The sequence below is a fragment of the Luteolibacter yonseiensis genome (assembly GCF_016595465.1).
Taxonomy (GTDB): Bacteria; Verrucomicrobiota; Verrucomicrobiia; order Verrucomicrobiales; family Akkermansiaceae; genus Luteolibacter; species Luteolibacter yonseiensis.
The window spans coordinates 280518-302154 of record NZ_JAENIK010000004.1 but is presented as its reverse complement, the minus strand read 5'-3'; the positions used below and the strand labels follow the sequence as shown (position 1 = coordinate 302154).

The window sequence follows — 21637 nt, the reverse complement described above, 5'->3', positions numbered from 1 at the left end:
CCGGAAAAGTTAGATGCCGTGGATGTCCGGGCGCTCGCCGGCGTGCGGAGACGGAGAGGACTTCTTGTGTTCCTCACGACCGGCGCGGCCCGGCGCGGCGTACTGCGGCTGGCGGTCCATCTGGGTGTGGAGAATGGCGATGAAGTGGGTGGCGGCGGCCTCCAGTTCGGAGGTGTACTTCTGCACCTTCCCCCGGAAAATCGAGTAAAAGGCGAGGGCCGGGATGCTGATGGCAAGACCACCCGCCGTGGCGATGAGCGCCTCGGACACGCCTTCAGCGAGTCCCATCTGGCGGACACCCTGCTCGACGCCGCCGGAGGAGATCTCCAGGAACGCCTTGATCATTCCGATGACCGTTCCGAGCAGGCCGACCATCGGTGCGATGCCGCCGAGGTCGGCGAGGTAGGAGATCCGGGACGTGAGCATGCTGGCTTGGTGCGAGCCTTCCACCTGGGCCACGTCCCGCACGTCCTCGAAAGAGGCGCCTGGATTCGCGTTCATGAATTCCAGCGTCTTCTGGGTGATGCGTGCCATGCACTCGTTCCGGCGGTGGCTGAGGGTGATGAGGCCGAGGAAATCCCGCTTCCGGATCATCGCCTCGGTCATGTTCATGAAGCGGTCGCTGACGATCGCGTTGCGGCGGATGGTCAGCAGGAACACCAGGATGAGCAGCACCGTGATGATGGACATGATGCCGAGCGGATACATCATGACGCCGCCCTTCAGGAGAATCTCGAGGAAATTCATTTCCTTGGCCGCCGGAACCGGAGTCTGAGCGGAAGCGGCGAGCGCGGAGAGGAAAAATCCCGCGACTGAAAGGTAACAGCACTTCATGAATGGGGGTAGTCTATGGATCTGCCGCCCGAACGCAAGCCCGAGCAACAAGTGGGAACATTACCGCTCCCCCCGTATGATTCTTTCCACGGCGTCCGGAAAGATGGCCGCCCGGAAGTGCCGGACCCTACGCATTCCCACAGGATGGCCCGGCTGCCCCCATCCCCCCGGGGATGGCATGGCATCCCGGCGATCCCTCAGATGCTCGGTTTTTCCTTCGTGCCGCCTCCGGTGTTCAGGAAGCGGTAGTAAACCTCCAGCATGAGCGTGCAGAGCGCGGTGCGGTAGATCCTGCCCTGCTTGCTGTTGTTGACGAAGGAATCCGCCGCCACAGCCCGCAGTTCCGCCGGCCTTTTGCCGCCGCCGGGCACTTTCCACGAACCGTCGTCATTCTGGTTGTCGAGCAATTGGTCGCGGAACATTTCATTGTAGAATTTCCACTCCGCCCCTCCGCGCTGGAGCATGGCCTGGGACTCGTAATAGTGTCCGTAGAGATCGCAGAACTCGGAGTTGTAGTCGAATTTCGACTCGTTCATCACGTATTTCGCCGCGCTGCGGACCTCCTCGCGGTTGCCCTTGCCCCACATCTGGTTGCACAACATGCCCACCCCGGTCAGGGTGTAATAGGACTTTCCTCCGTGCAGATCCTTGTTTTCATAGCCGAAGCCGCCGCTGTCGGCCTGGCAGGAGGTGAGGTATTCGAGGCCCTTGCCGATGCATGAGTTCAGCCCCTTGTAGCGGATGGGGGTGTGGCTGCACGCCTTGAGGGCCTGGATCTGCCAGCCGGTGACGGAGACGTCGGTGTGGGCCTTCGATCCTCCTTTCGGATCCTCCGTCATGTAGTGGTAGGCCCAGCCACCGTTCTTGTGCTGGTTGTCGATGATCATCTGTCCGGCCTTTTCGGTGACCTCCATCAGGTTCGGGATATCGATCTTCAACTCCTTGCAAAACGTGGCCGCTTCTCCCAGCGCGTAGGTGGCGATGGCGTGTTCGTAAACCCAGCCGTTGCCGTCGTTGACGGCCATCTTCCCATCGTTGGCCATGCCGAGGCCCACGAGATAGACGATTCCCTTCATGCACGATTCGCCGAACTCTTCCGAGGCCGGGGTTTCGCAATGGCCGAAATAGGCGAGCAGGGCCAGCCCCGTGATCCCAGCCTTGTCACCATCTCCCCATGAGCCGTCGCTGCCTTGCTGGCTTTTGAGCCATTTCAGGGCCTTCGTGACAGCCTCCTCGCAGGCGGGCGTGCCGCCGTTCTCCCTGAGACGGGCGAGGCGGTCTTCCTTGGAACAGCGCTTGCGCATCGTTTCCGGGATGAGTCCGAAAAGCTTGCCCATGCCGGCACCCATTCCCATGCCATTGCCGACGCCGGACCCGCTTCCGAAGCCCTTGCCACTGCCTTCCCCGCCGAGGCCGCCGGACATGCCGCCGCCGCTGAGGGAGCTGAGAGTGGACATTTCACCGAAGGTGTCGCCCTGCTCGGGGATGGAAAAAGTGGATTGAGCACCTTCGGCGAAGACCCGCTTGACGTTCGTGGTGGGGGTGATCTGGGCGCGTTTCTTGTTCTGCACCTGGTGCTCGGCACCGCGTTCTCCGCCCCCGCCGCCGGCGGGCAGGAAGTCCACCTTCTCCTTCGCCGGAGTGATGATCTTGAAGACCCACAAGGCGCCCACGACGAGCAGGACCGCGTGGAACAGGGCGGCGATCATCAGCGAGCCGCCGCCCAGCTTCTGCCAGAGGCTTATCTTGGGTCTCTCGGCGTGAATCAGGTTTCCTTCTTCATCGTAGAGTTCCATGGGTTTTTGGGTTGGGTTTGGGTTTTTGTTTTCCGGGGGAGAAAAACGGGGCCGGAGCTTATTCGGGGTCTCCGGCTTGGAAGCTCACATTCTTGATTTTCGCCCTGCTGAGGGCGTCGAGCACATCCACGACCCGCTGGTAATGGGCGAGCTCGCTGGCGTAGATGGTCACGAGAACCTCGGACTTGGAATCCTCGCTGGATTGGCGGAGGGCGTTGAGATTGCTCGCCAGCTCCGGGAGGTTTTTCGTTTCCGGCGCGTCGAGCGGATCGTCGTTGAGATACACCTGGCCATCGTCATCGATGCGGATGGCGATTTCATCCGGTGTCGAGGTGGCGGTGTCGGATTCCACGGTGCCCGGCAGTTTGGTGACGTGCGAGTTCTCGACCTGGATGTCACCCGCCTGGACGATGAAGAACAGGAGGATGACGAAAACCACGTCGATCATCGGCGCGATCTGGAAGCCCAGGTTCACTTCAGCGGAGGCTTTCCGGCGGCGTTTTCTTCTCATGGGCGTGTTATTTGTTTGAGGCGGCGAAGGCGATGTCCGCGATGCCCGCGGTGCCGATGAGGTTCATGACACGCTGGATTTCTCCTGCGGGCACGGCGGCATCCGCCCGGACGACAACGCGCAGTTTCGGGTCACGCTCGAAGCTGGCCTTGAGGCTCGGCACCACGTCCTGCCAGTTGCTCACGTATTCCACGTCGTCCACCACGACGATGCCCTTGTTGGTCGAGGCATCGAGACGGACGTTCACCGCCATCTCGTGTTTCGCCATTTCCGGTTCGCGCTTGTTCGCATTCGGCGAGACGGGAAGCGTGAGGTTCTTGTCCACCTTGAGCACTTCCGCGGAAGTGATCATGACGAAGAACACGAGCAGCACGAGCAGCACGTCGATCATCGGAGCGATCTGGAACTCCGGTTCCCCATCTCCACTACCAGCACTGGCCATAGGATTGTTTGTTAAACGGGTTTGTTAGGAAAGAAGCCGGCACGGGGCTCAGCCTTCGGCTTGGACCCAGTTTGGGAGAGCCGCATAGGTCTCTTCCTGGCCCACGTCGGCGTCCTTGAGGTAATCGTACGGAGCGTTGCGGAAGAGGCGGTCCGACTCCTCATGGAGGTGGTGGATGGCGCCTTGGAGCTTGTTCCGCAGGAAGTAGAAGGCCATGAACGCGGGGATGGCGACGAGCAGTCCGGTGGCGGTGGCGACAAGCACCTCACCGATGTGGCCGGCGAGTTCGCCGACCCCGCTGGAGAGACCGCCGGAGCCGAGGCTGCCGAAGGCTCCCTTCATCCCGAACACGGTGCCGAGCAGACCGATCATGGGAGCGCAGACACCGATGACGGAGAGGTAGTTGATGCGGGTTTGCAGGGTGGAGTTCACTTTTTCCACGGTGGCGTAGAGGGCGTCCTCGGTGGCTTCCTTGCCGTGGCCGACGGAGCCGAGTCCGGCGCGCACCACTTCCGCGAAGGGGCTGAAGCTGGCCTTCATGGCCTGGTAGGCACCGAGATAGTCACCCGCGCGGAAAAGTTCCTGGGCGGTGGCGACGTCCTCCGTGGGAGTCATCTTCGGGTTGTTCGTGCGGAGCCAGACGTCGATGATGAGCCAGACCATGGCGATCGAACAGACCAACAGGATGTGCATGACCCATCCGCCTTCGGAATAGACATGGAGCAGGCTTTGCTTCTTCACGCCGGCAGCGGGTTCCGCTGCGAAGACGGTCATTGGGAGGAGGACGAGTGCCGCATAGACAGCCTGTTGGATGGTTTTTTTCATGGCTTTTTGATAAGAGGTTTAGTGAGGGAAGGGTGATGGTTTATTTCAGGCTTTCAAGACGCTTGTTGGCTTCGGCCGCCACGAGCGTGCCGGCGGAGTGGCTGACGGAGGAATTGAGCAGCGCGACGGCTTCGTCACGCCGGCCTTGTGCGGCGAGGATGTCCGCGGCGTTGAATGATGCGGCACCGTTGAGGACCATGCCGCCGGAGGGGAAAAGGCCGGTCACCGAGAGGTAGCCTTCGAGCGCGTCCTTGTCGTTCTTGGCACCCTTGAGCAGTTTCGCGCGGAAAAACGAGGCGTAGGCGCAGACGTCCGCCGGCAGGTTGTCCGTCGTCAGGTCCCTCAGGGCGGTTTCCCTGTCGGCCAGCGGGGTGCTGATGGGAAGGAGCAGCGCCTTGCCGAGCGCGACGAAGGGGTCGTTGCCCTGGGCGGGTGTGGCATCGGAGATCGCCTTGCCGATGTCGGTGCACTTGGTGGTGTTGCCGCTCACCGCGTAGGCGACGAGCGCGGCGCGCGCGGCCTCCAGCCAGTAATTTCCCGGAATGGCGGCGGTGATCTGCTGCGAGGCGAGCACGGGTTCCAGCAATTTCACCGCGTCGGCGGGCTTGTCCGTCAGAAGCAGGGCGATGGCCCCGTTGATCTCCGATGGTTTGTCACCGAAGATGTGGTCGGCCGTGGAAAGCGGGAAACTCTGGCCCGCATTGAATCCCTCGGCCGCGGTGGTGACGTTCAGCTTGTCGCCCTGGAGCGAGACGGCGGAGAGAGGCACCGCACGGCCGTTCTGGAAAACGATGCGGATGGGCTCCTGTGCGTTCGCGAGGGGCAGGGCGGCGACGCAGGCCAGGAAAGCCGAGCGTAGGGTGGACGATGAAAGTGACATGGGTTGGATTTTCACTTGGCTAGCTTGAGGGCTTCTTGCGCGCGCTTGGTGTTCTTGAGCTTCGGATCGTTCGCCAGTTGCTTGAGGGTCTCGTCCGCCAGGGCGGTGTCACCCAGTTCCTTGAGCGTCTCGTATGCCTGCCATGCGCCCTCGGCACAGACTTCCGGGCTGCTCTTGTAGGCGGTGTAGACCCGGCCGTAGATGCCGTGCGCCTGCTTCAGCAGTCCTTCCTTCTCCTTGCCGGAGGCTTTCGCGGCCTGCAGGCGGTAAACCTGGCCGATGAAAAGATAGGCTTTCCCCGCGGATTCACCCCGGAACATCTTGTCCCCGGCGATCTGGAGGGCGATTTTCTGCGCTTCGTCGATCCTTCCGACCTCGATCAGGGCCTGGACCTGGCCGAGTGTCGTCTCCTTGAAGCGCGACATGCCGGGGTTGTCCTTCAGAGCGGTTTCGAAAATTTTCAGCGCTTCCTCGGGCTGCTTGCGGGCGAGGGCGATGTAGCCGAGTCCGACAGGTCCGGCATCGGCGAACATGCCTTCCTTGTAGCGGTCCGAGAGGCGCTTGAACATGCCTTCCGCAGCGTCGAGGTCACCCAGCTTGAGGAGGATGTCGCCGGAAATGCTGAGCAGAGCGGGGCTGAGGATCGCAGGATCCTTGGCATTGATGGTTGCGATGCCTTTCAGGTAGAGCTCCGACTTGTCCGGACGGCGGAGCAGGCGGGCGAGCTGGGCCCGCGCGTAGTAGAGGCGGGCGTTCGTGGTGGCGTTTTCGTTTTCGCCGATGGCCTTTTTCAGGACTTCCTGCAGTTGGGCGTCCACCGCGTCGATGTCCACATCGGCCGGCTTTTTCTTGGGAACGAGGGTCTTGACGAGCTCGTCGATGAGAAACTCGACCCTCTCGCTGGAAGGGTCTCCGATGCGGGACTTGAGCGCGTTCGCGAGCATGTCCGCCGCTTCCGGGGACTTGCCTTCGCGTGCCTTCATCTTCGCGACCTGGATGGCGGAAAGCAGCGAGAGCGGGCTGTCCGGTCTCTTTTGGAGGAACTCACCATGCAGTTCGGCGATGGCACTCCAGTCCTTCTTGCCTTGGAGCAGCGAGGTGGCGGTATCCAGCGCGTATTGAACGACATCGTCCGGGCTTTCCGTCCAAACAGCCTTTTTGTAGGCCTCGAGAGCGAGTTTTTCGTATTTCGCGACCTCGTCCGTCTTGTCGGACTTTTCGGACATCTTCTTGTAGGTGTCACCTACGAGGCAGAGCATGGAGCCGACGGAAGCATCGTCCGGGTGGGACTCCACGAAGGTCGTCAGGTCCTTGATGATCTTCTCATTCAGGTCCTCTTCTTTGTTGTTGAAGTCGATGAACGCGAGGCGGTAACGCATGTCCCCCGCGTAGCGACCGTCCGGGAATTTCGAGAGATAGTCCTTGGCGGCCGCCGTCGTCTTGATCGAGTCGTTCGAGAGGAAGCTCGACATCGCCAGGTAGTAGAGCGAGTTTTCCACGAGCGGGCTGTTCGGGAAATCCTCGGGGAATTTGGTGAGAATCGGCGTGGACGAGTTGAAGTCCGCCTTTTGGAACAGGGCGACCGCCTGGAAGAACGTGTAGCGGTCGCGGTGCTCCGAGTTTGGGAATTTCGCGAGCAGGTTGCGGTAGAAGCTTTCCACCTCATCCCAGTTTCCACTCTGGACGAGGACCTCGCCGGCAAGGGTGGCGACCTGTTCCGCGTTTTCCGCCTCGGGGTATTTCAGCAGGTAACGGTCGCAGAGGCTTTTGATCTCCGCGATGTTCTTGAGCTTGTTGAGAAGGACGATTTCCGCATAAGCGGCGGGCTGGGCGTCCGCGGCGGAGGCATACTTGGTGCGCAGGGCGCGGAAGCATACCAGCGCTTCCTCGTTGCGGTTCAGGTAGTAGAAGCAGCGACCGCGCCGCATCAGCAATGCGGCGTCCAGATCCGCCTTCGCCTCGACGGCGGCCAGCGCGGTCTCCGCGAGTTCCACGGCGGGTTTGAGATTGTTCAGGAATTCCGAGGCGGTGGAGCGCTGGTTCAGCGGCTTGGTTTTGTCCGCGTTCGCCCGGGTTTCCAGGAGCTTCACCTCCTTGTGCTGGGCTTCCAAGGCGGTCTTCTGGATTTCCAGAATCTGGCTGCGCGGCGGGACGGATTGATAAATGGCGAGAGCGGCTTCGTAGGACCCCGAGGTGACCAGCTCGTCGCCCCGGACGATCACCTGGTTCGCGTACCAGGCGATGGCGTCGCGCACACCGGCCTGGTTGCTCAGGCGGTCGAGGTAGGCGATGAGGTCGTCGATTTTTCCGGTATCCGCCAGGAGTCCGATGACCTCCACGGCGGCGGTGGTCTGTTGCGGGGAGCGGATGTCCGAACCCATCAGGCTCTTGAAAACCACCATCGCCTCGTCGTGTTTGCCGAGATCGGTGTAAACTTTTCCAAGGTAGAAACCGGCTTCGGAGCGATATTTGGGATCCTGTGCCGCGAGTTTGAGAGCTTCGAGGGCTTCCGCCTTTTTATCATCGCCCCCTTGCAGGATGCAGGCGCGGCCGATACCGAGGTAGCAGCGGCTGGCGTATTCGCCTTTCGGGAAACGCTTGAGGCATTCCCTGAACCCCGCCTCCGCTTCCTGCGGATTTTCGGCCAGCAGGTTTCCGAGACCGATGTTGAAATAGAGCAGCTCGAGCGGGGCCTCCTTGCTGGTGCCCAATGCGGTCAGGAGTTCCTGGATCTTCGCGACCGCACCGGTGTAATCCTTCGCTCCGAAGGCGTTTTCCGCCTCAGTGAAGAGCCGGTTCAAGGTCGCAGGGGCCGCCGGAGCCGTTGGTGCGGCGGGGGGCGTTTCCTGGCCATGTACCCGGGTTTCCGCGGCTACGGCAAAAAGCGAGAGGGACAACGCGAGAAGCGCGGGGGTTTTTTGGGTCTTTCGCTGCATACGGTCTGATTGGAAAAGGGAGAGCCAGTGCTGGGGGTGTGTCAAGCCAGTTAGTCCACCCGGATCGGGAGAAACGATGTTGTCATATTTCCGGAATGGTCGAATTTCGTGAAAACAAACCTCGGATCGTCCGCATGGTTTCAATTGAAATTTGAAATTCCGGTTTTTCCGTCCAGACTTCATACTGCTCACATGTCCACCCCGGATTTCAAATCAAAACTCCGCGAGGTTCCGCACCTGCCCGGTGTTTACCTGATGAAAGACCGCCTGGGCTCCATCATCTATGTCGGAAAAGCGCGGGATCTGAAGCGCCGGATGTCGTCCTATTTCATGGCGTCGCAGAAAATGCGGGCGAACGTGAAAACCCGCGCGCTCATCGATTCCATCCACGACTTCGAGTTCCACACGGTGCGCAACGAGGAGGAATCCCTGCTGCTGGAAGGCAAGCTGATCAAGGACTACCGCCCGCGTTACAACGTCTCGTTCCGGGACGACAAGCGTTTCCTGCTGGTGAAGATCCGCCTGGCGGATCCATGGCCGCGCTTCGTCACCACCCGGATGAAAAAAGACGACGGCTCGCGCTACTTCGGCCCTTTCCCCCACTCCGGCGCGCTCCACAGCACCCTTGAATGGCTGAACCGCAGCCTCGGCCTCCGCGTCTGTCGCCCGCCGAATCCCGGAGAGGCGGACTACAGGCACTGCAATGCCGACATCATCCGGAACTGCTCCGCGCCGTGCATCGGGCGCATTTCCCGGGAGGAATATTTCGCCCGGGTGGAGGAGGCCTGCCGCATCCTCGAAGGGAAGGGGAAGCGCGGGGTCTTCGACAGCCTCCGCGCCGAAATGACGACGGCGGCGGAGAACCTCGATTTCGAAAAGGCCGCCACCCTGCGCGACATCCTGCAGAATCTCGAAAAAACCCTCTCGCCCACCCGCCAATTCGCCCGGGGGCGTGGAGTGCAGACGACCGTCAAGCCGACCGAGGACCTCGCCGAACTCGGTGAGGAACTCCACCTCGCCGGTCCGCCGCGCGTCATGGAGTGCTTCGATATTTCCAACGTTTCCTCGAACCACATCGTCGCGTCCATGGTGCGCTTCACCGATGGCAGGCCGGACAACCAGAACTACCGCCGCTACCGCATCAAGACCGTCAGCGGGCAGGACGACTTCGCCTCCATGGCGGAAGTCATCCGCCGCCGTTATTCCCGCATCCTGCTGGAAAACAGCCAGGCGAATCCCGATGCGGAATTCTCGCAGGAAAGCCTGATCGACTCCCAGCGCCGCCTCGCCCGCGAGGGGAAGGCGAAGATCATCCTGCCGGACCTCGTCATCGTGGACGGTGGCAAGGGCCAGCTCGGCATGGCCGTGAGGGAGCTCCAGGCCCTCGGCCTCCACGACCTGCCCGTCGTCGGCCTCGCGAAACAACACGAGGAGGTCTTCGTCCCCGGTCGGGAACAATCCATCCGCATTCCGCATGACCGCGGCGCGCTGAAGCTCCTCCAGCGCATCCGCGACGAGGCCCACCGCTTCGCGAACGGCTACAACTCGCTCCTCTACCGCCGCCGCATGAAGGAAAGCCTGCTCGACGACTGCCCCGGCATCTCACCGAACAAGAAACGCCAGCTGTTGGAAAAATTCGGCAGCGTGGCCAGATTGAAAAAAGCGGGCGCGGATGAGATCGCGAAGCTGCCCGGCATCTCCCAGAAAACCGCCGCAGGCATCCTGGAGTTTCTGGGGCGGGATGATTGAGAGGGGTGGCATCCGATTCCCTGTCCAGGCGCGGAGGGCATGTCGCGGCTCCGGAACATCTCTTGGGTCACGCCCGATGCAGGCGCCCTGGTCCCGATCAATCTGAACGTCTCGGGGGAGTTTTACCATACCCATGCATCGCCACCCCGAATAGTTCACCCACGCTTCCCCACAATGCTCGATTCCGCGCCGTCATGATTGAAGGGAGAGGTGTCAAAAACGGACATTATAAAAATGATACCTCATAATGAATTGGTTGCAAAGTTCGGAATGGTGGCGCGCGATCTCAAAAATGTACCGATTCGGAACCAATTGATGAATATCTAACAAATGAATCAATGCATTTGTTAGATTTCAAATATGATTTTTTAAAAATGATATTGACGAAGACGGGGGTGGGCGGAGTAAGCGTGTTGTTACTGCGATAAAACGATGTGTTTCGATCTGATTCCGCATGCTGTTGATCTTGGATATTTTTTTTCGGTGTGAATGTCGGTAAATGCCGCGCCGCCGGGACATGTGGAATACCGACAGGAATTTGATGTACCAATCAGGCATTTGAAATTATGACCCACAACTCCTCACCAGGGGCGGACTCTTCCGCTTCAGTCATCCGTTCAATCTTGGGCTGTTTGAAGGCTGTCGCCAGAGCGACGTCGCGACAGCTGGCGATTTCCCATGATGCTCCGGGGCATTCGGATGAGTTTGATAACACTCCGCGCGCCGTATGGATTGTTAGAACATCCGGATTTCGTTCCTATGGGTTTCACCTGTTGGTGATGTCGGGTCTGTCAGCCGGCTCCGTGCTGGCGGTGCAGCCGATGATCTCAAGCGGAAGATCGCATTCGATAGCATTGAAATCGGATGGTACGGTGTGGTCTTGGGGGATGAACAGTTACGGGCAGCTTGGCAATGGAACCCAGGCTCTCCAACCCGCCCCAGTACAGGTCACCGGTCTGACAAATGTGGTTTCCATAGCTTGCGGATCATCTCATTCGCTGGCGTTGAAGTCGGATGGAACGGTCTGGACGTGGGGTTGGAACAGCGCGGGTCAGCTGGGGGACAACACGCTGACGAACAGGAAAACCCCGGTGCAGGTCAGTGGCCTGACGGGAGTTGTTTCTTTGTCCGCCGGATATTCGCATTCGATGGCATTGAAGTCGGACGGGACCGTATGGGTATGGGGTGAAAACAATTTCAGCCAGTTGGGTGACGGCGGGACAACCAATCGGAAAACACCGTTGCAAGTCAGCGGCCTGACCGGAGTGGTTTCCGTTGCTTGCGGGGCGTATCATTCCCTGGCTGCCAAGTCCGATGGCACGGTCCGTTCCTGGGGACGAAACAATTATGGGCAACTTGGAGACGGCTCCACCACCACCCGGACGACTCCTGTGACCGCGACTGGATTGTCAGGCGTGATCAAGCTTGCCGCCGGTGACAATCATGTGTTGGCGTTGAAATCGGATGGGACTGTCCGGGCCTGGGGATATAATAACAGGGGCCAGATCGGAGATGCCAGCAACACGAACCGCCCGACTTCGGTGCAGGTGGGCGGTTTGACGGGAATCGTTTCGGTGGCTTGCGGAGGTAGTCACTCGATGGCGCTCAAATCGGACGGAACAGGATGGGGATGGGGTATGAATACCAATGGGGAACTGGGACTCGGGGATACGTCCGGCAGCACAACGCCTGTGCAGATCACCGGGATAACCGGCGCGACCATGGTGGCCGGTGGCGCCAACTTTTCGCAGGCGATGTTTCCGGACGGGGTGGTCAGGACATGGGGATATAATTATAACAACCAGTTGGGAAATCCGGCCGTGCGTTACCGGACGGAGCCTCTGCAGATATATGCTCTTACCGACGTGGTTTCAGCCTCAAGCGGAATGTTTCACGCGGTGGTTGCCAAATCCGATGGCACGGCATGGGCCTGGGGTTCCAACAGCAGCGGATTGTTGGGGGACGGTACCGTGACGACACGGATGGCTCCCGTCCAGGTGAGCGGACTGACCGGTGTGCAATCCGTATCCACAAAGGAGTATCATTCGTTGGCGGTGAAGTCGGACGGTACCGTCCAGGCATGGGGCGACAACTATTACGGTCAGCTGGGGGATGGCACTGTCATCACCCGGAGAACTCCGGTCGCGGTGAGCGGGCTGACGGGAGTTCTGTCGGTGGCTTGCGGCAGCTTCCATTCCCTGGCTGTCAAGTCGGACGGCACGGTGTGGGGCTGGGGCAACAACACAAGCGGTGAGCTGGGGGATGGAAGCATGACCTCCAAGCAGACCCCTGTGATCACGAGCGGGTTGAGCGGGGTCAAATCAGTGGCGTGCGGTCGTTCATTTTCGCTCGCCCTGAAGTCGGACGGCACGGTTTGGAACTGGGGTGCGGGTTTGTCGGGCACTCCCGTACAGGTTGGCGGTCTGACAGGAGTGGTTGAGATCGCATGCGGGTTTTATCATTCGCTGGCGCTGAAATCGGACGGAACGGTGTGGGCCTGGGGTGAGAACACCCGTGGCCAATTGGGAGACGGGAGCGGGATCAACCAAGCCTCGCCTGTGCAGGTCAGCGGCCTCTCAGGAGTGGTCAGCATCGCGGGTTCTGAGCGGGGCTCCCGTGCTTCCAAGTCGGATGGGACGATATGGGCCTGGGGGGCCAACGAAGTTGGGCAGGCGGGGGATGGAACGACTGATTGGGAGAAATACACACCCGTGCAGACCACCGGTCCCGCCGGGGGGATCTGGACCGTCGTGGATGGCGGTCTCACATCCTTTGCCTTGAAGGAGGATGGCTCGTTGTTCGCATGGGGATACGGCACGGAGGGACAGCTTGCGAACGCGTTTAGAACGATCGTCACCAATCCATCTCCCCTTTTCGGACTCAATCTGGCCGGACCTTCCCCCGTGGTGTCCATCACCTCTCCGGCCGACGGCTCCGAGGTGCTCATGGGTGGAAACGCATCCGTCGTCGCAACCGCGACCATAACGACCGGAACCATTGACAAGGTGTACTTCTATGCGGATGGCATTTATTTGGGGGAGGATAACTCCACTCCCTTCACCTATATCTATACTCCGACAACCTGGGGCAATCTGGATATCAACGCGGTCGCGGTGAGCGCGGCCGGGGCGTTTTCGCTTCCTGCCAACATACGTCTTCAAACTCCTTACGACAGTGATTATGACAGCCTGCCGGACTGGTGGGAGGTGGCGAATGGCTTGATTGTGGGAAACTGGGATTATTATGATGACACGGATTCCGATGGTGTCATCAACTACTACGAATATCTGTTGGGCTTCGATCCCTTGAGCGCGTCCACAGGCGGCATCCCTGATTCCACGAGAGACAGGGACGGCGACGGGATGCCGGATGCTTGGGAGGCACAGAATTCTTTCGACTGGAAGACCGCGGACGGTGCGGGAGATTTCGATGGGGACGGCCTGATCAATTCGGCTGAATACACGGAGGGAACGGATCCCCGCTCGTATGACACGGATTGGGACGGAATTCCGGATGGCTGGGAGGTCGGACATGGCTTGGAGCCGCTGGAATATTGGGATGCAGGCGAAGATCCGGATGGAGATGGAATCATCAATCTGCTGGAATTTGTCCTGGGATTCGACCCGCACGATGCCACGACAGCCGGAACCAACGACAATACGAAGGATCGGGATGGTGACGGACTGCCTGACGCATGGGAGGCTTCATACGGCCAGTTCGAGTGGAACAGTACGTTGGAACACTACGTTTGGGTTTCTATAACCGACTGGACGGTGGCCGACAGCAGCGTGGATGTGGATGGAGACGGTTTGAGCAACACGGCCGAATATCTGGCAGGAACATCGCCGGTGGATTATGATACGGACGATGACTATCTGCCGGATGGATGGGAAATCACCCACGCCTTCAACCCGAAATCCGCCTCCGGAGTGAACGGGGCATCCGGAGATGTGGATGGGGATGGAGTGACGAACCAATATGAATTCCTTTTGAATCTGGATCCTCGGGATTCAACCACACACACGGTGAACGACGGTGTCCGCGACCGTGACGGCGACGGCATGCCGGATCGTTACGAGGCATCTTTCGGCACATTTGAAGGAGGTTCCGGCCTCGGGAACTATGTCTTTACGAGAAAGCTGGACTGGGAGGTGGCTGATGGAGTTTTGGATCCCGATCTGGACGGCCTGAACAACCTGGGCGAATACGTTGCTACCACAGACCCCTTTGACTATGACACGGACAATGACGTCCTTCCTGACGGATGGGAGGTTTCCAAGGGGCTCAACGCCAAGTCTTCCACGGGAAATCAGGGACGGGATGGAGATCCTGACGGAGACGGAATCAAGAACCAGCACGAATATGTCCTGGATCTCGACCCGAACGACTCCACCACGAATTCCACGAACGACAGCACCAAGGACCGAGACGGAGACGGGATGCCGGATGGCTGGGAGGCGAAGTGGGGGATCTGGCGCAAGAACGTCATTCCTTATGTTTACCTCAGCAAGCTGAAATGGAATGTCAACGACGCGGCCCTGGATGCCGATTACGACGGACTCACGAATCTTCAGGAATACGCCACAACCCATACCAATCCTGTCCAGCCTGACAGTGATGGCGACAGGATGGATGACGGATGGGAATACAGCGTCGGCTTCAATCCCAATCTTCACAACCTGAACGATTCGAATCCGAACAACGATCCTGATGCCGATCCCGACGGTGACAACCTCACCAATGAGGAGGAGAGCGTTTATGGAACAAAGCCGTTCGACCCTGATTCCGACGGCGACGGCGTGAACGATGATGTGGAGGTGGAGCAGGGTTCGAATCCGAACGATCCCAACGACAGCGATCCGCCTCCAGGCGGCACCGTGGCGGTCAACATCAGCTTCGGCGACCACAGCGGAAGCCACTCCGAGAAATATCGGGTGTTGCTGCAGCCTACGGAAGGCGACAGCCAGGTGAGGAAACGTACGAACAGGGCTTATGGAGAAGTCCAGACTGATACGGTCCACCTGCCGAAAGGGGCTAAATATACGGTCACGCTGAGCCACGCCGGAACAGACCCTGAGTTCGAGAGCGATGACAAGCCGGACTATGACTACACTCTCAATTTCAACGGAGAATGCATTGTCTTGAAAGATGACCAGGGTATTCTGGGCGGACACGATGAAAGTGATCCCTTCTTCGCCGAAGGCAAGACAGCCACATTATATGTGCCTTTGTTCGAGTGGATCACCCCCAAGGAATCTCCCGTCACCAAGCCGGATGATAGCGGGGACGGACAGAACGAATTCACGTATAGCACGGCAAACACCGGAGTCTTGGAAATCGAGCTGAAAATACGGGTCAAGCCTGACGGCACGGCAGGGCTGACCGGGCACGACGGTGTGAAGTTTTCCGATCGCTGCATCTACAAGCTGCCAGCCATCAGCGGATCAACCTTTGAATGGGATCCTTTGAACACCGACGGGAAATCTTCGGTTTCAGGAGAGCATTTGATCGCGAAGGCGAAATATACGGCGTTGCCTACCGACAACACGGGTTTCGGCCTCAAGCAGGCCGAGTTCGAATGTGATGGCCATGCGGACACGCTGGAGAAGGGGGATTTCGAGGTATTCTTTCCAAAAGAAGCGACGAATCATCCGGGAGTCGGAGCAGGGGTGACGCCGAACTGGTATTTCTATTGGGCGGGAACCGCGGTTCCGGGGTATGATCTTACCAGCGGCACTTATAGTTACGCACCCGGAGGGGCGGACCAATATGCGGAATACAATTCAAATCCCAGCGCTCCGCATTACACCATCCACGGCCCCGCATCAGCGGGCCACGAGGTTTACAACGCTGCGGGCCTGTCGGTGGATCGCAAAGGAATAGACACATTGGCCGCCACCCTGGTTCACGAAAAAACCCACAGGCAGGTTGATCTGAACAATCTTTCCGGCGGGACTTGGCATGGAATGCTTGACAGTGATCTGGATGAGCTGCCGGACCAATGGGAGACCAGCAATTCCAGCCTTGGATTTGATAAGAACAACGACACCTCGTTTCCGGGGTTTCCGTATGGTGACGACGAAGAAGTGTATTGTGAGCGTGCTGCTTACGGGACTACCGGTGATGCGTCAAAAGATTGGGCCAATCCGGGCAAACAGACAAAAAACAAATTTTAAGAAACAACCGATGAAAACATTTCTTTTATTGGCCTCTTCGAGCATTCTGATGTTCTCGGCCTGCAAGGCTGAGCCGGCAAGTGAGGAAACGACCGCCACGTCGCGAACCCTCACCCGTGAGATCATCAGTTTGGCCAAGGGACAAAATACGGCAGAACTGGCGAAAAAAATTCTTCCTGCGGAGGAATCCGGCGTCAAACGACACGCGGCAACGGAGGAAGGTGTTAAAAAAATCCTCGCAGGGGTCGATCCGTTGACGGTCGAGTTCGGGCCTACCTACTACAGCAAGGAAAAAAGTGTCATAGTGGTGAAAATAAAAGCACCTCTACTGATAGATCTGGAATATTCGATTGATCCGAAGACAGGCAAACCGGCGAAACTTCAAGCGCTTCATCCGTAGATAGCATTTTGAAACGGATATTCCGACTTCAAAATCGAACAATGACCCACGGATAAATCGTGGCAGGATGGGGGCGGCGATCCCCGGATCGAGCCCTCCGCCCGCATTGTCCGCTCGATCGGCGGGATTTTGGCATGCAAGTGTTGAAATGCAGCTGCTGTTTCCCCTCGCAATGCTGTGATCCGGAGGCGGAGATGATCACGCCATCACGGGTTGGGCGGGTCGCCTGACCAACCCAATCCGGTGATGGGCCATCCGCACCGTAGTGGATTCCGTCCGGAAATTTCCCTTGCGTGCCTCCAATTGTTACTTTATAAGTCACATCAATGGCAGCCAACAACCAATTCTCGATCGCGGTGCACCTGATGGCCGGGCTCGGGTTTTGCACGGCCACGGACCGGACCTCGGCCCAGCTCGCGGCGAGCGTGAACACGAGTCCGAGCTTCATCCGCCGGACTCTGGCGAAGCTGTCGAAGGCCGGACTGATCGAAACCTCCAAGGGCAAGAACGGTTTCTGCCGCCTTGGCAAGAAGCCGTCCGAGATTTCCCTGTTGGATATTTACCTCGCGGTCGAGGCTCCCAAGGCGTTCTCCATCCACCACTACGAGGAAACCAAGCCTTGTCAGGTGAGCTGCAACATCAAGTCCGTCCTGGAGGACGCGCTGAACAAGACGCAGAAGGGCATGGAAGACAGCCTCGCGAAGATCTCCCTCTGCGACCTCCTCTCGGACATCAAGAAATGCTGAGCTTTTTTTAACAGTTATTGTTACTTAAATAGTCACATTAAAAACACCACCCCTCTCATGAGCACCATCACACGCAACCAACTCCTCGATCAACTCAACTGGCGCTACGCCACCAAGCAGTTCGACCCCTCCAAGAAAATCAGCGCCGAAGACTGGGACACGCTTGAAGAAGCGCTCCGGCTCTCGGCTTCCAGCGTCGGCCTCCAGCCGTGGAAATTCCTCGTCGTCGAAGACCCTGAACTGCGCGCCACATTGCAGCCGGTGTCCTACGGCCAGTCACAGATCGTGGACGCTTCTCACCTCGTCGTTTTCACCACGAAGTTCAATCTCAGCGAGGCGGATGTCGATGCGCACATCGCGAAAACCGCCGAGGTCCGGGGCATTTCCGTCGAAGACCTCGCGCCGCTGAGAGGCATGGCGGTCGGCGGCATCATCGCGGGAAAATCTGAAGAAGAACGCCGCAACTGGGCGTTCAACCAAACCTACATCGCCCTCGGTAACCTGCTGACCAGCGCGGCTTTGCTGGGTATCGACGCCTGCCCGATGGAGGGATTCTCCCGTGAGGAATACGACCGCATCCTCGGCCTGACCGAACAGGGCCTCGCCTCCGCCGCCGTCGTCACGCTCGGCTACCGCTCCAGCGAAGACAAGTACGGCAACGCGCCGAAAGTCCGCTTCGACCGCGACGAGGTCATCCTGCATCTCTGAAATTTTCCACACCCTCTCACCAAACCAAACGTATCCATAGCATGAGCACATCAAGCAAACTCGCGGGGAAAACCGCCATCGTCACCGGAGCATCCAAAGGCATCGGCGCATCCATCGCAATCCACCTCGCCGCCGAGGGCGCGGAGGTCGTCGTGAACTATTCCTCCGACCAGGCCGGGGCGGACAAGACCGTGGCGGAGATCACCGCCGCCGGTGGCAAGGCGGTCGCGGTGAAGGCGAGCGTCGCCGTCCCCGCCGAGATCGAACACCTTGTCGCCGAGAGTGTGAAAGCCTTTGGCAAGGTGGACATCCTCGTCAACAACGCCGGAGTCTATCAATTCGCCCCGCTGGAGGAAACCACTCCGGAACTTTTCCATCGCCAGTTCGACATCAACGTGCTCGGTCTCATCCTCACCACGCAGGCGGCGGTCCGCCATTTCCCTGCGGAGGGCGGATCGATCATCAACATCAGCTCGGTCGCCAGCACGCTCGGCATGCCCGGCGGCGCGGTCTATTGCGGCACCAAGGCCGCGGTCGATGCCGTCACCCGCTCGCTCGCCAAGGAACTCGGGGGACGCGGCATCCGGGTGAACTCGATCAACCCGGGCATGGTCACCACCGAGGGGACGGCCAGCGCCGGCATCGATGGCAGTGATTTCCAAAAAACCGTCATCGCCACGACACCGCTCGGACGCATCGGCGTGCCGCAGGACATCGCCACCGCCGCCGTCTTCCTCGCCTCGTCGGATTCCTCATGGATCTCCGGTGAGACCCTCTTCATCAGCGGAGGCTTCCGCTGATCGAAACACACTGGAGCGCGGAATTCATTCCGCGTGGAATCTACCTCCCTGACGGGAATCCCTGACGGGATAACCGGGCGGAATGATTACCGCGCTCCAGTTTTTTATTTGATCCTCTGTCGGAGCGCCGGCTTCAGCCGCGCCGAAAAAATCCGGCCTGCCGGCTGAAGCCGTCGCTCCGTTTCCGCCACTTCCACCGCCTTCCATTTCCATGACCACCGCTGAGAAAACCTCCATCCTCCCCATCCTGCTGCTGTCGGCGGCGGGGTTCACCGTGCTCACGACCGAGTTCGTCATTGTGGGCCTGCTCCCGTCCATGGCACGGGATCTACACGTCAGCGTTTCTCAAGCCGGGCTGTTGGTCACCTTGTTCGCCTTCACGGTCGCCGTGGTGGGTCCGGCGCTCACCGCCTGGCTCTCGCGCTACGACAGGAAAAGCCTGTTCGTCAGCACGCTGTTGTTTTTCGGAATTTCAAACATCCTGGCCGCGACCGCGCCGAACATCGGGATCATGGGGTTCGCCCGGTTCATCCCGGCGCTCATGCTGCCGGTCTTCTGGGCGCTCGCCAGCGAGACGGCGGTGGACATCACCGGTCCCGAGCGCGCGGGCAAGGCGATCTCCATGATTTCCTTCGGCATCGTCACGGCGACCATCTTCGGCATCCCCGTGGGCACGTTGATTTCCGACGCGTTCGGCTGGCGGGCGGCCTTCGCCTCCATTGCCGTCCTCGCGTTCATCAAGGCGATCGCCCTGATGCTGTTCCTGCCCAAGGTTCCGCTGAAAAAACAACCCGCGTCGTTCCTCAAGCAGTTCGGCATATTGAAGAACCCAGTGGTGGTCGGGCACGTGTTGCTCTCGCTGCTGGTGTTCGCCGGGATGTTCACGGCCTACACTTATCTTGCAGACATACTGGAACGCCTCGCGGGATTCGACGGAGCCACCGTGGGTTGGATCCTGATGGGATTCGGCGGCGTCGGCATGATCGGAAACTGGTTCGCCGGACGCATCGTGGACCGCAGTCCGCTGGGTGCGACCATTCTCTTCGCCGCGCCGATGGCCGTGGGCATGATCCTGCTGGTTTCCATCGTCCGCTCGCACGCCTTGCTGGGAGTGGTGCTGGCTTTCTGGGGAATCGCCCAAGCAGCGTTGTTCACGATCTCCCACGTCCGCGTGATGAAGGTGGCGGCGGAAACTCCCGCGCTGGGTGCCTCGCTGAACATCTCCGGTGCGAACGCCGGAATCGGCATCGGTGCGATCATCGGCGGCCGGGTGATCGACATCAACGGTCTCGACCACGTGGGTGGCGCGGCGGCGGGCGTGATGCTGCTGGCGGTCGCGGTGGCGTTTTTCCTGAAGCTGGGCACCAAGCCGAAACTCGGCCACCGGGTGACGGCGTGAGGGCACGCTCTCAAATCATTCCTCCGGGCTCTCTTCCTCCATCCAAGCCCCGGCAGCCTCTCCGCTCCACAGGCGATGGTCACGGCAGACTCTTCCGCCACGTGAGCAGGGTGGAGGAAAGGCGGGCGGTCACTTCGGGATTCTCCGCGGCGAGGTCTTTTGTCTCGTTTGAATCCGCGTTCAGATCGTAGAGCTCCGCGCCTGTGCCGTCCGCCTGGACGAGGAGTTTCCATTTCCCATCGCGGATGGCGAGATTGGGGCTTTGGTTCCTGCCTTTGGGAAACTTGAAGGAATTGGGATTGCGGCCATATTCCCACAGCAGCGGATGGCTGCGTTTGACGACGGTTCCGCCGAGGGCTGCGGCGACGTTTTCACCGTCGGTATTGGCGGGCGATTCCGCTCCGGCGATTTTTGCGAGGGTGGGAAACAGATCCACCGAACCGAGCACGCTCTCGTTGTCCACCCGGGCGGCGGGGATTTTCCCTGGCTGCCATGCGAGGCACGGGACCCGGGTTCCACCTTCATAGAGGCTCAGTTTGCTGCCGCGCATGCCTCCGACCCGTTTTTGGGCGAAGGTGGGCAGGGCACCGTTGTCGCCGAAAAACAGGACCAAGGTCTCGCGGTCCTTGTTCTCACGCAATGCCGCGAGCAATCTTCCGATCTGCCGGTCCATCTCGGTGAGCACACCCTTGAACTGGCCCGGCGTCTCGGCCTTCGGGTCGGCGGCGTCGTCAGGCACCCACGGTGTGTGGGTGTCGTCGAACCACAGGTTCACGAAAACGGGTTTGCCGGTGTTGGTCTTGAGAAAATCCAGCGTGCGATCCACCATCCAGCGGCTGCGGTCCCAGCGTTTCACCTTGTCCTTCGGCGACCAGATCCAGTCGGTCGCCGTGAGGTCAGGGTCGGGCTCGGGGCTTTCCCAGGTGCCGAGGCCGAGGTCGTATCCGTATGCTTGGAATTTCGGAGCGTCGTCCACATCGCGGCCGCCGCCGAGGTGCCATTTCCCGATGTGGGCGGTGGCATAGCCCGCTGCCTTGAGGGAGCGGGGAAGCGCCGGGAATTTCGGATCGAGGAAATCCGCCTGTCCGCATTCCGCGTTGCCCTTGCGGGTTTGGAGGAAGCTGTTGATTTTCACCCTTCCCGGGAAAAGTCCGGTGATGATCGCCGCGCGGGAGGCGGAACAGATCGGTGCGGCGACATAGAACTGGGTGAAGCGTGTGCCCTCCGCCGCCATGCGGTCCAGTTCCGGTGTCGGCACCGTGCTTCCCTGGGTTCCGATGTCTCCCCAGCCGAAGTCATCCGCAAGCACGATGATGATGTTCGGCTGTTCCGCCGCGGACGAGTGGATCTGGAGGGTGAGCAGGATGAAGAATAAAAAACGCATGGACGGGTGAAGGTATGAAACGGAATCAACCCCGCAAATCCGGAGAAGTTT

Annotated in this window: 15 protein-coding genes; 7 read left to right on the top strand and 8 right to left on the bottom strand. The window is 59.7% G+C overall.

The features are described from left to right. Nucleotides 1-9: 9 nt before the first annotated feature. The 7 genes from JIN84_RS02960 to JIN84_RS02930 all read right to left on the bottom strand — a co-directional run bounded on the left by JIN84_RS02960 (nt 10) and on the right by JIN84_RS02930 (nt 8224). The gene (locus JIN84_RS02960) at nt 10-834 is read right to left on the bottom strand and encodes a MotA/TolQ/ExbB proton channel family protein (RefSeq protein ID WP_200349515.1); all 825 of its coding nucleotides are present in this window, start codon (nt 832-834) and stop codon (nt 10-12) included. 197 nt (nt 835-1031) lie between these two features. Then, nucleotides 1032-2630, bottom strand: coding sequence for a prenyltransferase/squalene oxidase repeat-containing protein (locus JIN84_RS02955; RefSeq protein WP_200349514.1), 1599 nt, complete (start codon nt 2628-2630; stop codon nt 1032-1034). A gap of 58 nt (nt 2631-2688) precedes the next feature. Then, nucleotides 2689-3141, bottom strand: a complete 453-nt coding sequence (locus JIN84_RS02950; protein WP_200349513.1) for an ExbD/TolR family protein — start codon at nt 3139-3141, stop codon at nt 2689-2691. Nucleotides 3142-3148: 7 nt separating this feature from the next. Next, entirely contained in the window at nt 3149-3583 is a 435-nt protein-coding gene (locus tag JIN84_RS02945) for an ExbD/TolR family protein (RefSeq protein ID WP_200349512.1), read from the bottom strand. Nucleotides 3584-3631: 48 nt separating this feature from the next. Continuing rightward, on the bottom strand, nt 3632-4408 hold the full coding sequence (locus JIN84_RS02940) for a MotA/TolQ/ExbB proton channel family protein (protein ID WP_200349511.1): 777 nt from the start codon (nt 4406-4408) through the stop codon (nt 3632-3634). A gap of 40 nt (nt 4409-4448) precedes the next feature. Further along, nucleotides 4449-5288 (bottom strand): tetratricopeptide repeat protein, encoded by an 840-nt coding sequence (locus JIN84_RS02935; RefSeq protein WP_200349510.1) that lies wholly within the window; start codon nt 5286-5288, stop codon nt 4449-4451. Nucleotides 5289-5299: 11 nt separating this feature from the next. Further along, nucleotides 5300-8224, bottom strand: a complete 2925-nt coding sequence (locus JIN84_RS02930) for a tetratricopeptide repeat protein (protein ID WP_200349509.1) — start codon at nt 8222-8224, stop codon at nt 5300-5302. 192 nt (nt 8225-8416) lie between these two features. On the opposite strand from JIN84_RS02930, the gene JIN84_RS02925 reads away from it, so the two are divergent. The 7 genes from JIN84_RS02925 to JIN84_RS02895 all read left to right on the top strand — a co-directional run bounded on the left by JIN84_RS02925 (nt 8417) and on the right by JIN84_RS02895 (nt 20202). Continuing rightward, nucleotides 8417-9973, top strand: a complete 1557-nt coding sequence (locus JIN84_RS02925) for an excinuclease ABC subunit UvrC (protein WP_234043158.1) — start codon at nt 8417-8419, stop codon at nt 9971-9973. 779 nt (nt 9974-10752) lie between these two features. Further along, nucleotides 10753-16149 (top strand): RCC1 domain-containing protein, encoded by a 5397-nt coding sequence (locus JIN84_RS02920; RefSeq protein WP_200349508.1) that lies wholly within the window; start codon nt 10753-10755, stop codon nt 16147-16149. A gap of 10 nt (nt 16150-16159) precedes the next feature. Further along, nucleotides 16160-16549 (top strand): hypothetical protein, encoded by a 390-nt coding sequence (locus JIN84_RS02915; RefSeq protein WP_200349507.1) that lies wholly within the window; start codon nt 16160-16162, stop codon nt 16547-16549. Nucleotides 16550-16875: 326 nt separating this feature from the next. Next, complete coding sequence (locus JIN84_RS02910; protein ID WP_200349506.1) at nt 16876-17295, top strand: Rrf2 family transcriptional regulator; 420 nt, start codon at nt 16876-16878, stop codon at nt 17293-17295. 57 nt (nt 17296-17352) lie between these two features. After that, nucleotides 17353-18003, top strand: a complete 651-nt coding sequence (locus JIN84_RS02905; protein ID WP_200349505.1) for an NAD(P)H-dependent oxidoreductase — start codon at nt 17353-17355, stop codon at nt 18001-18003. A gap of 41 nt (nt 18004-18044) precedes the next feature. Next, nucleotides 18045-18803 carry an SDR family NAD(P)-dependent oxidoreductase gene (locus JIN84_RS02900; RefSeq protein WP_200349504.1) on the top strand — a complete coding sequence of 253 codons (759 nt, stop codon included), beginning with the start codon at nt 18045-18047 and terminating at the stop codon, nt 18801-18803. 211 nt (nt 18804-19014) lie between these two features. Further along, nucleotides 19015-20202, top strand: coding sequence for an MFS transporter (locus tag JIN84_RS02895; RefSeq protein ID WP_234043156.1), 1188 nt, complete (start codon nt 19015-19017; stop codon nt 20200-20202). Between the two features lie 79 nt (nt 20203-20281). Here JIN84_RS02895 and JIN84_RS02890 read toward each other — a convergent pair whose 3' ends face one another. Continuing rightward, nucleotides 20282-21586 (bottom strand): sulfatase family protein, encoded by a 1305-nt coding sequence (locus JIN84_RS02890; protein WP_200349503.1) that lies wholly within the window; start codon nt 21584-21586, stop codon nt 20282-20284. Between the last annotated feature and the right edge of the window lie 51 nt (nt 21587-21637).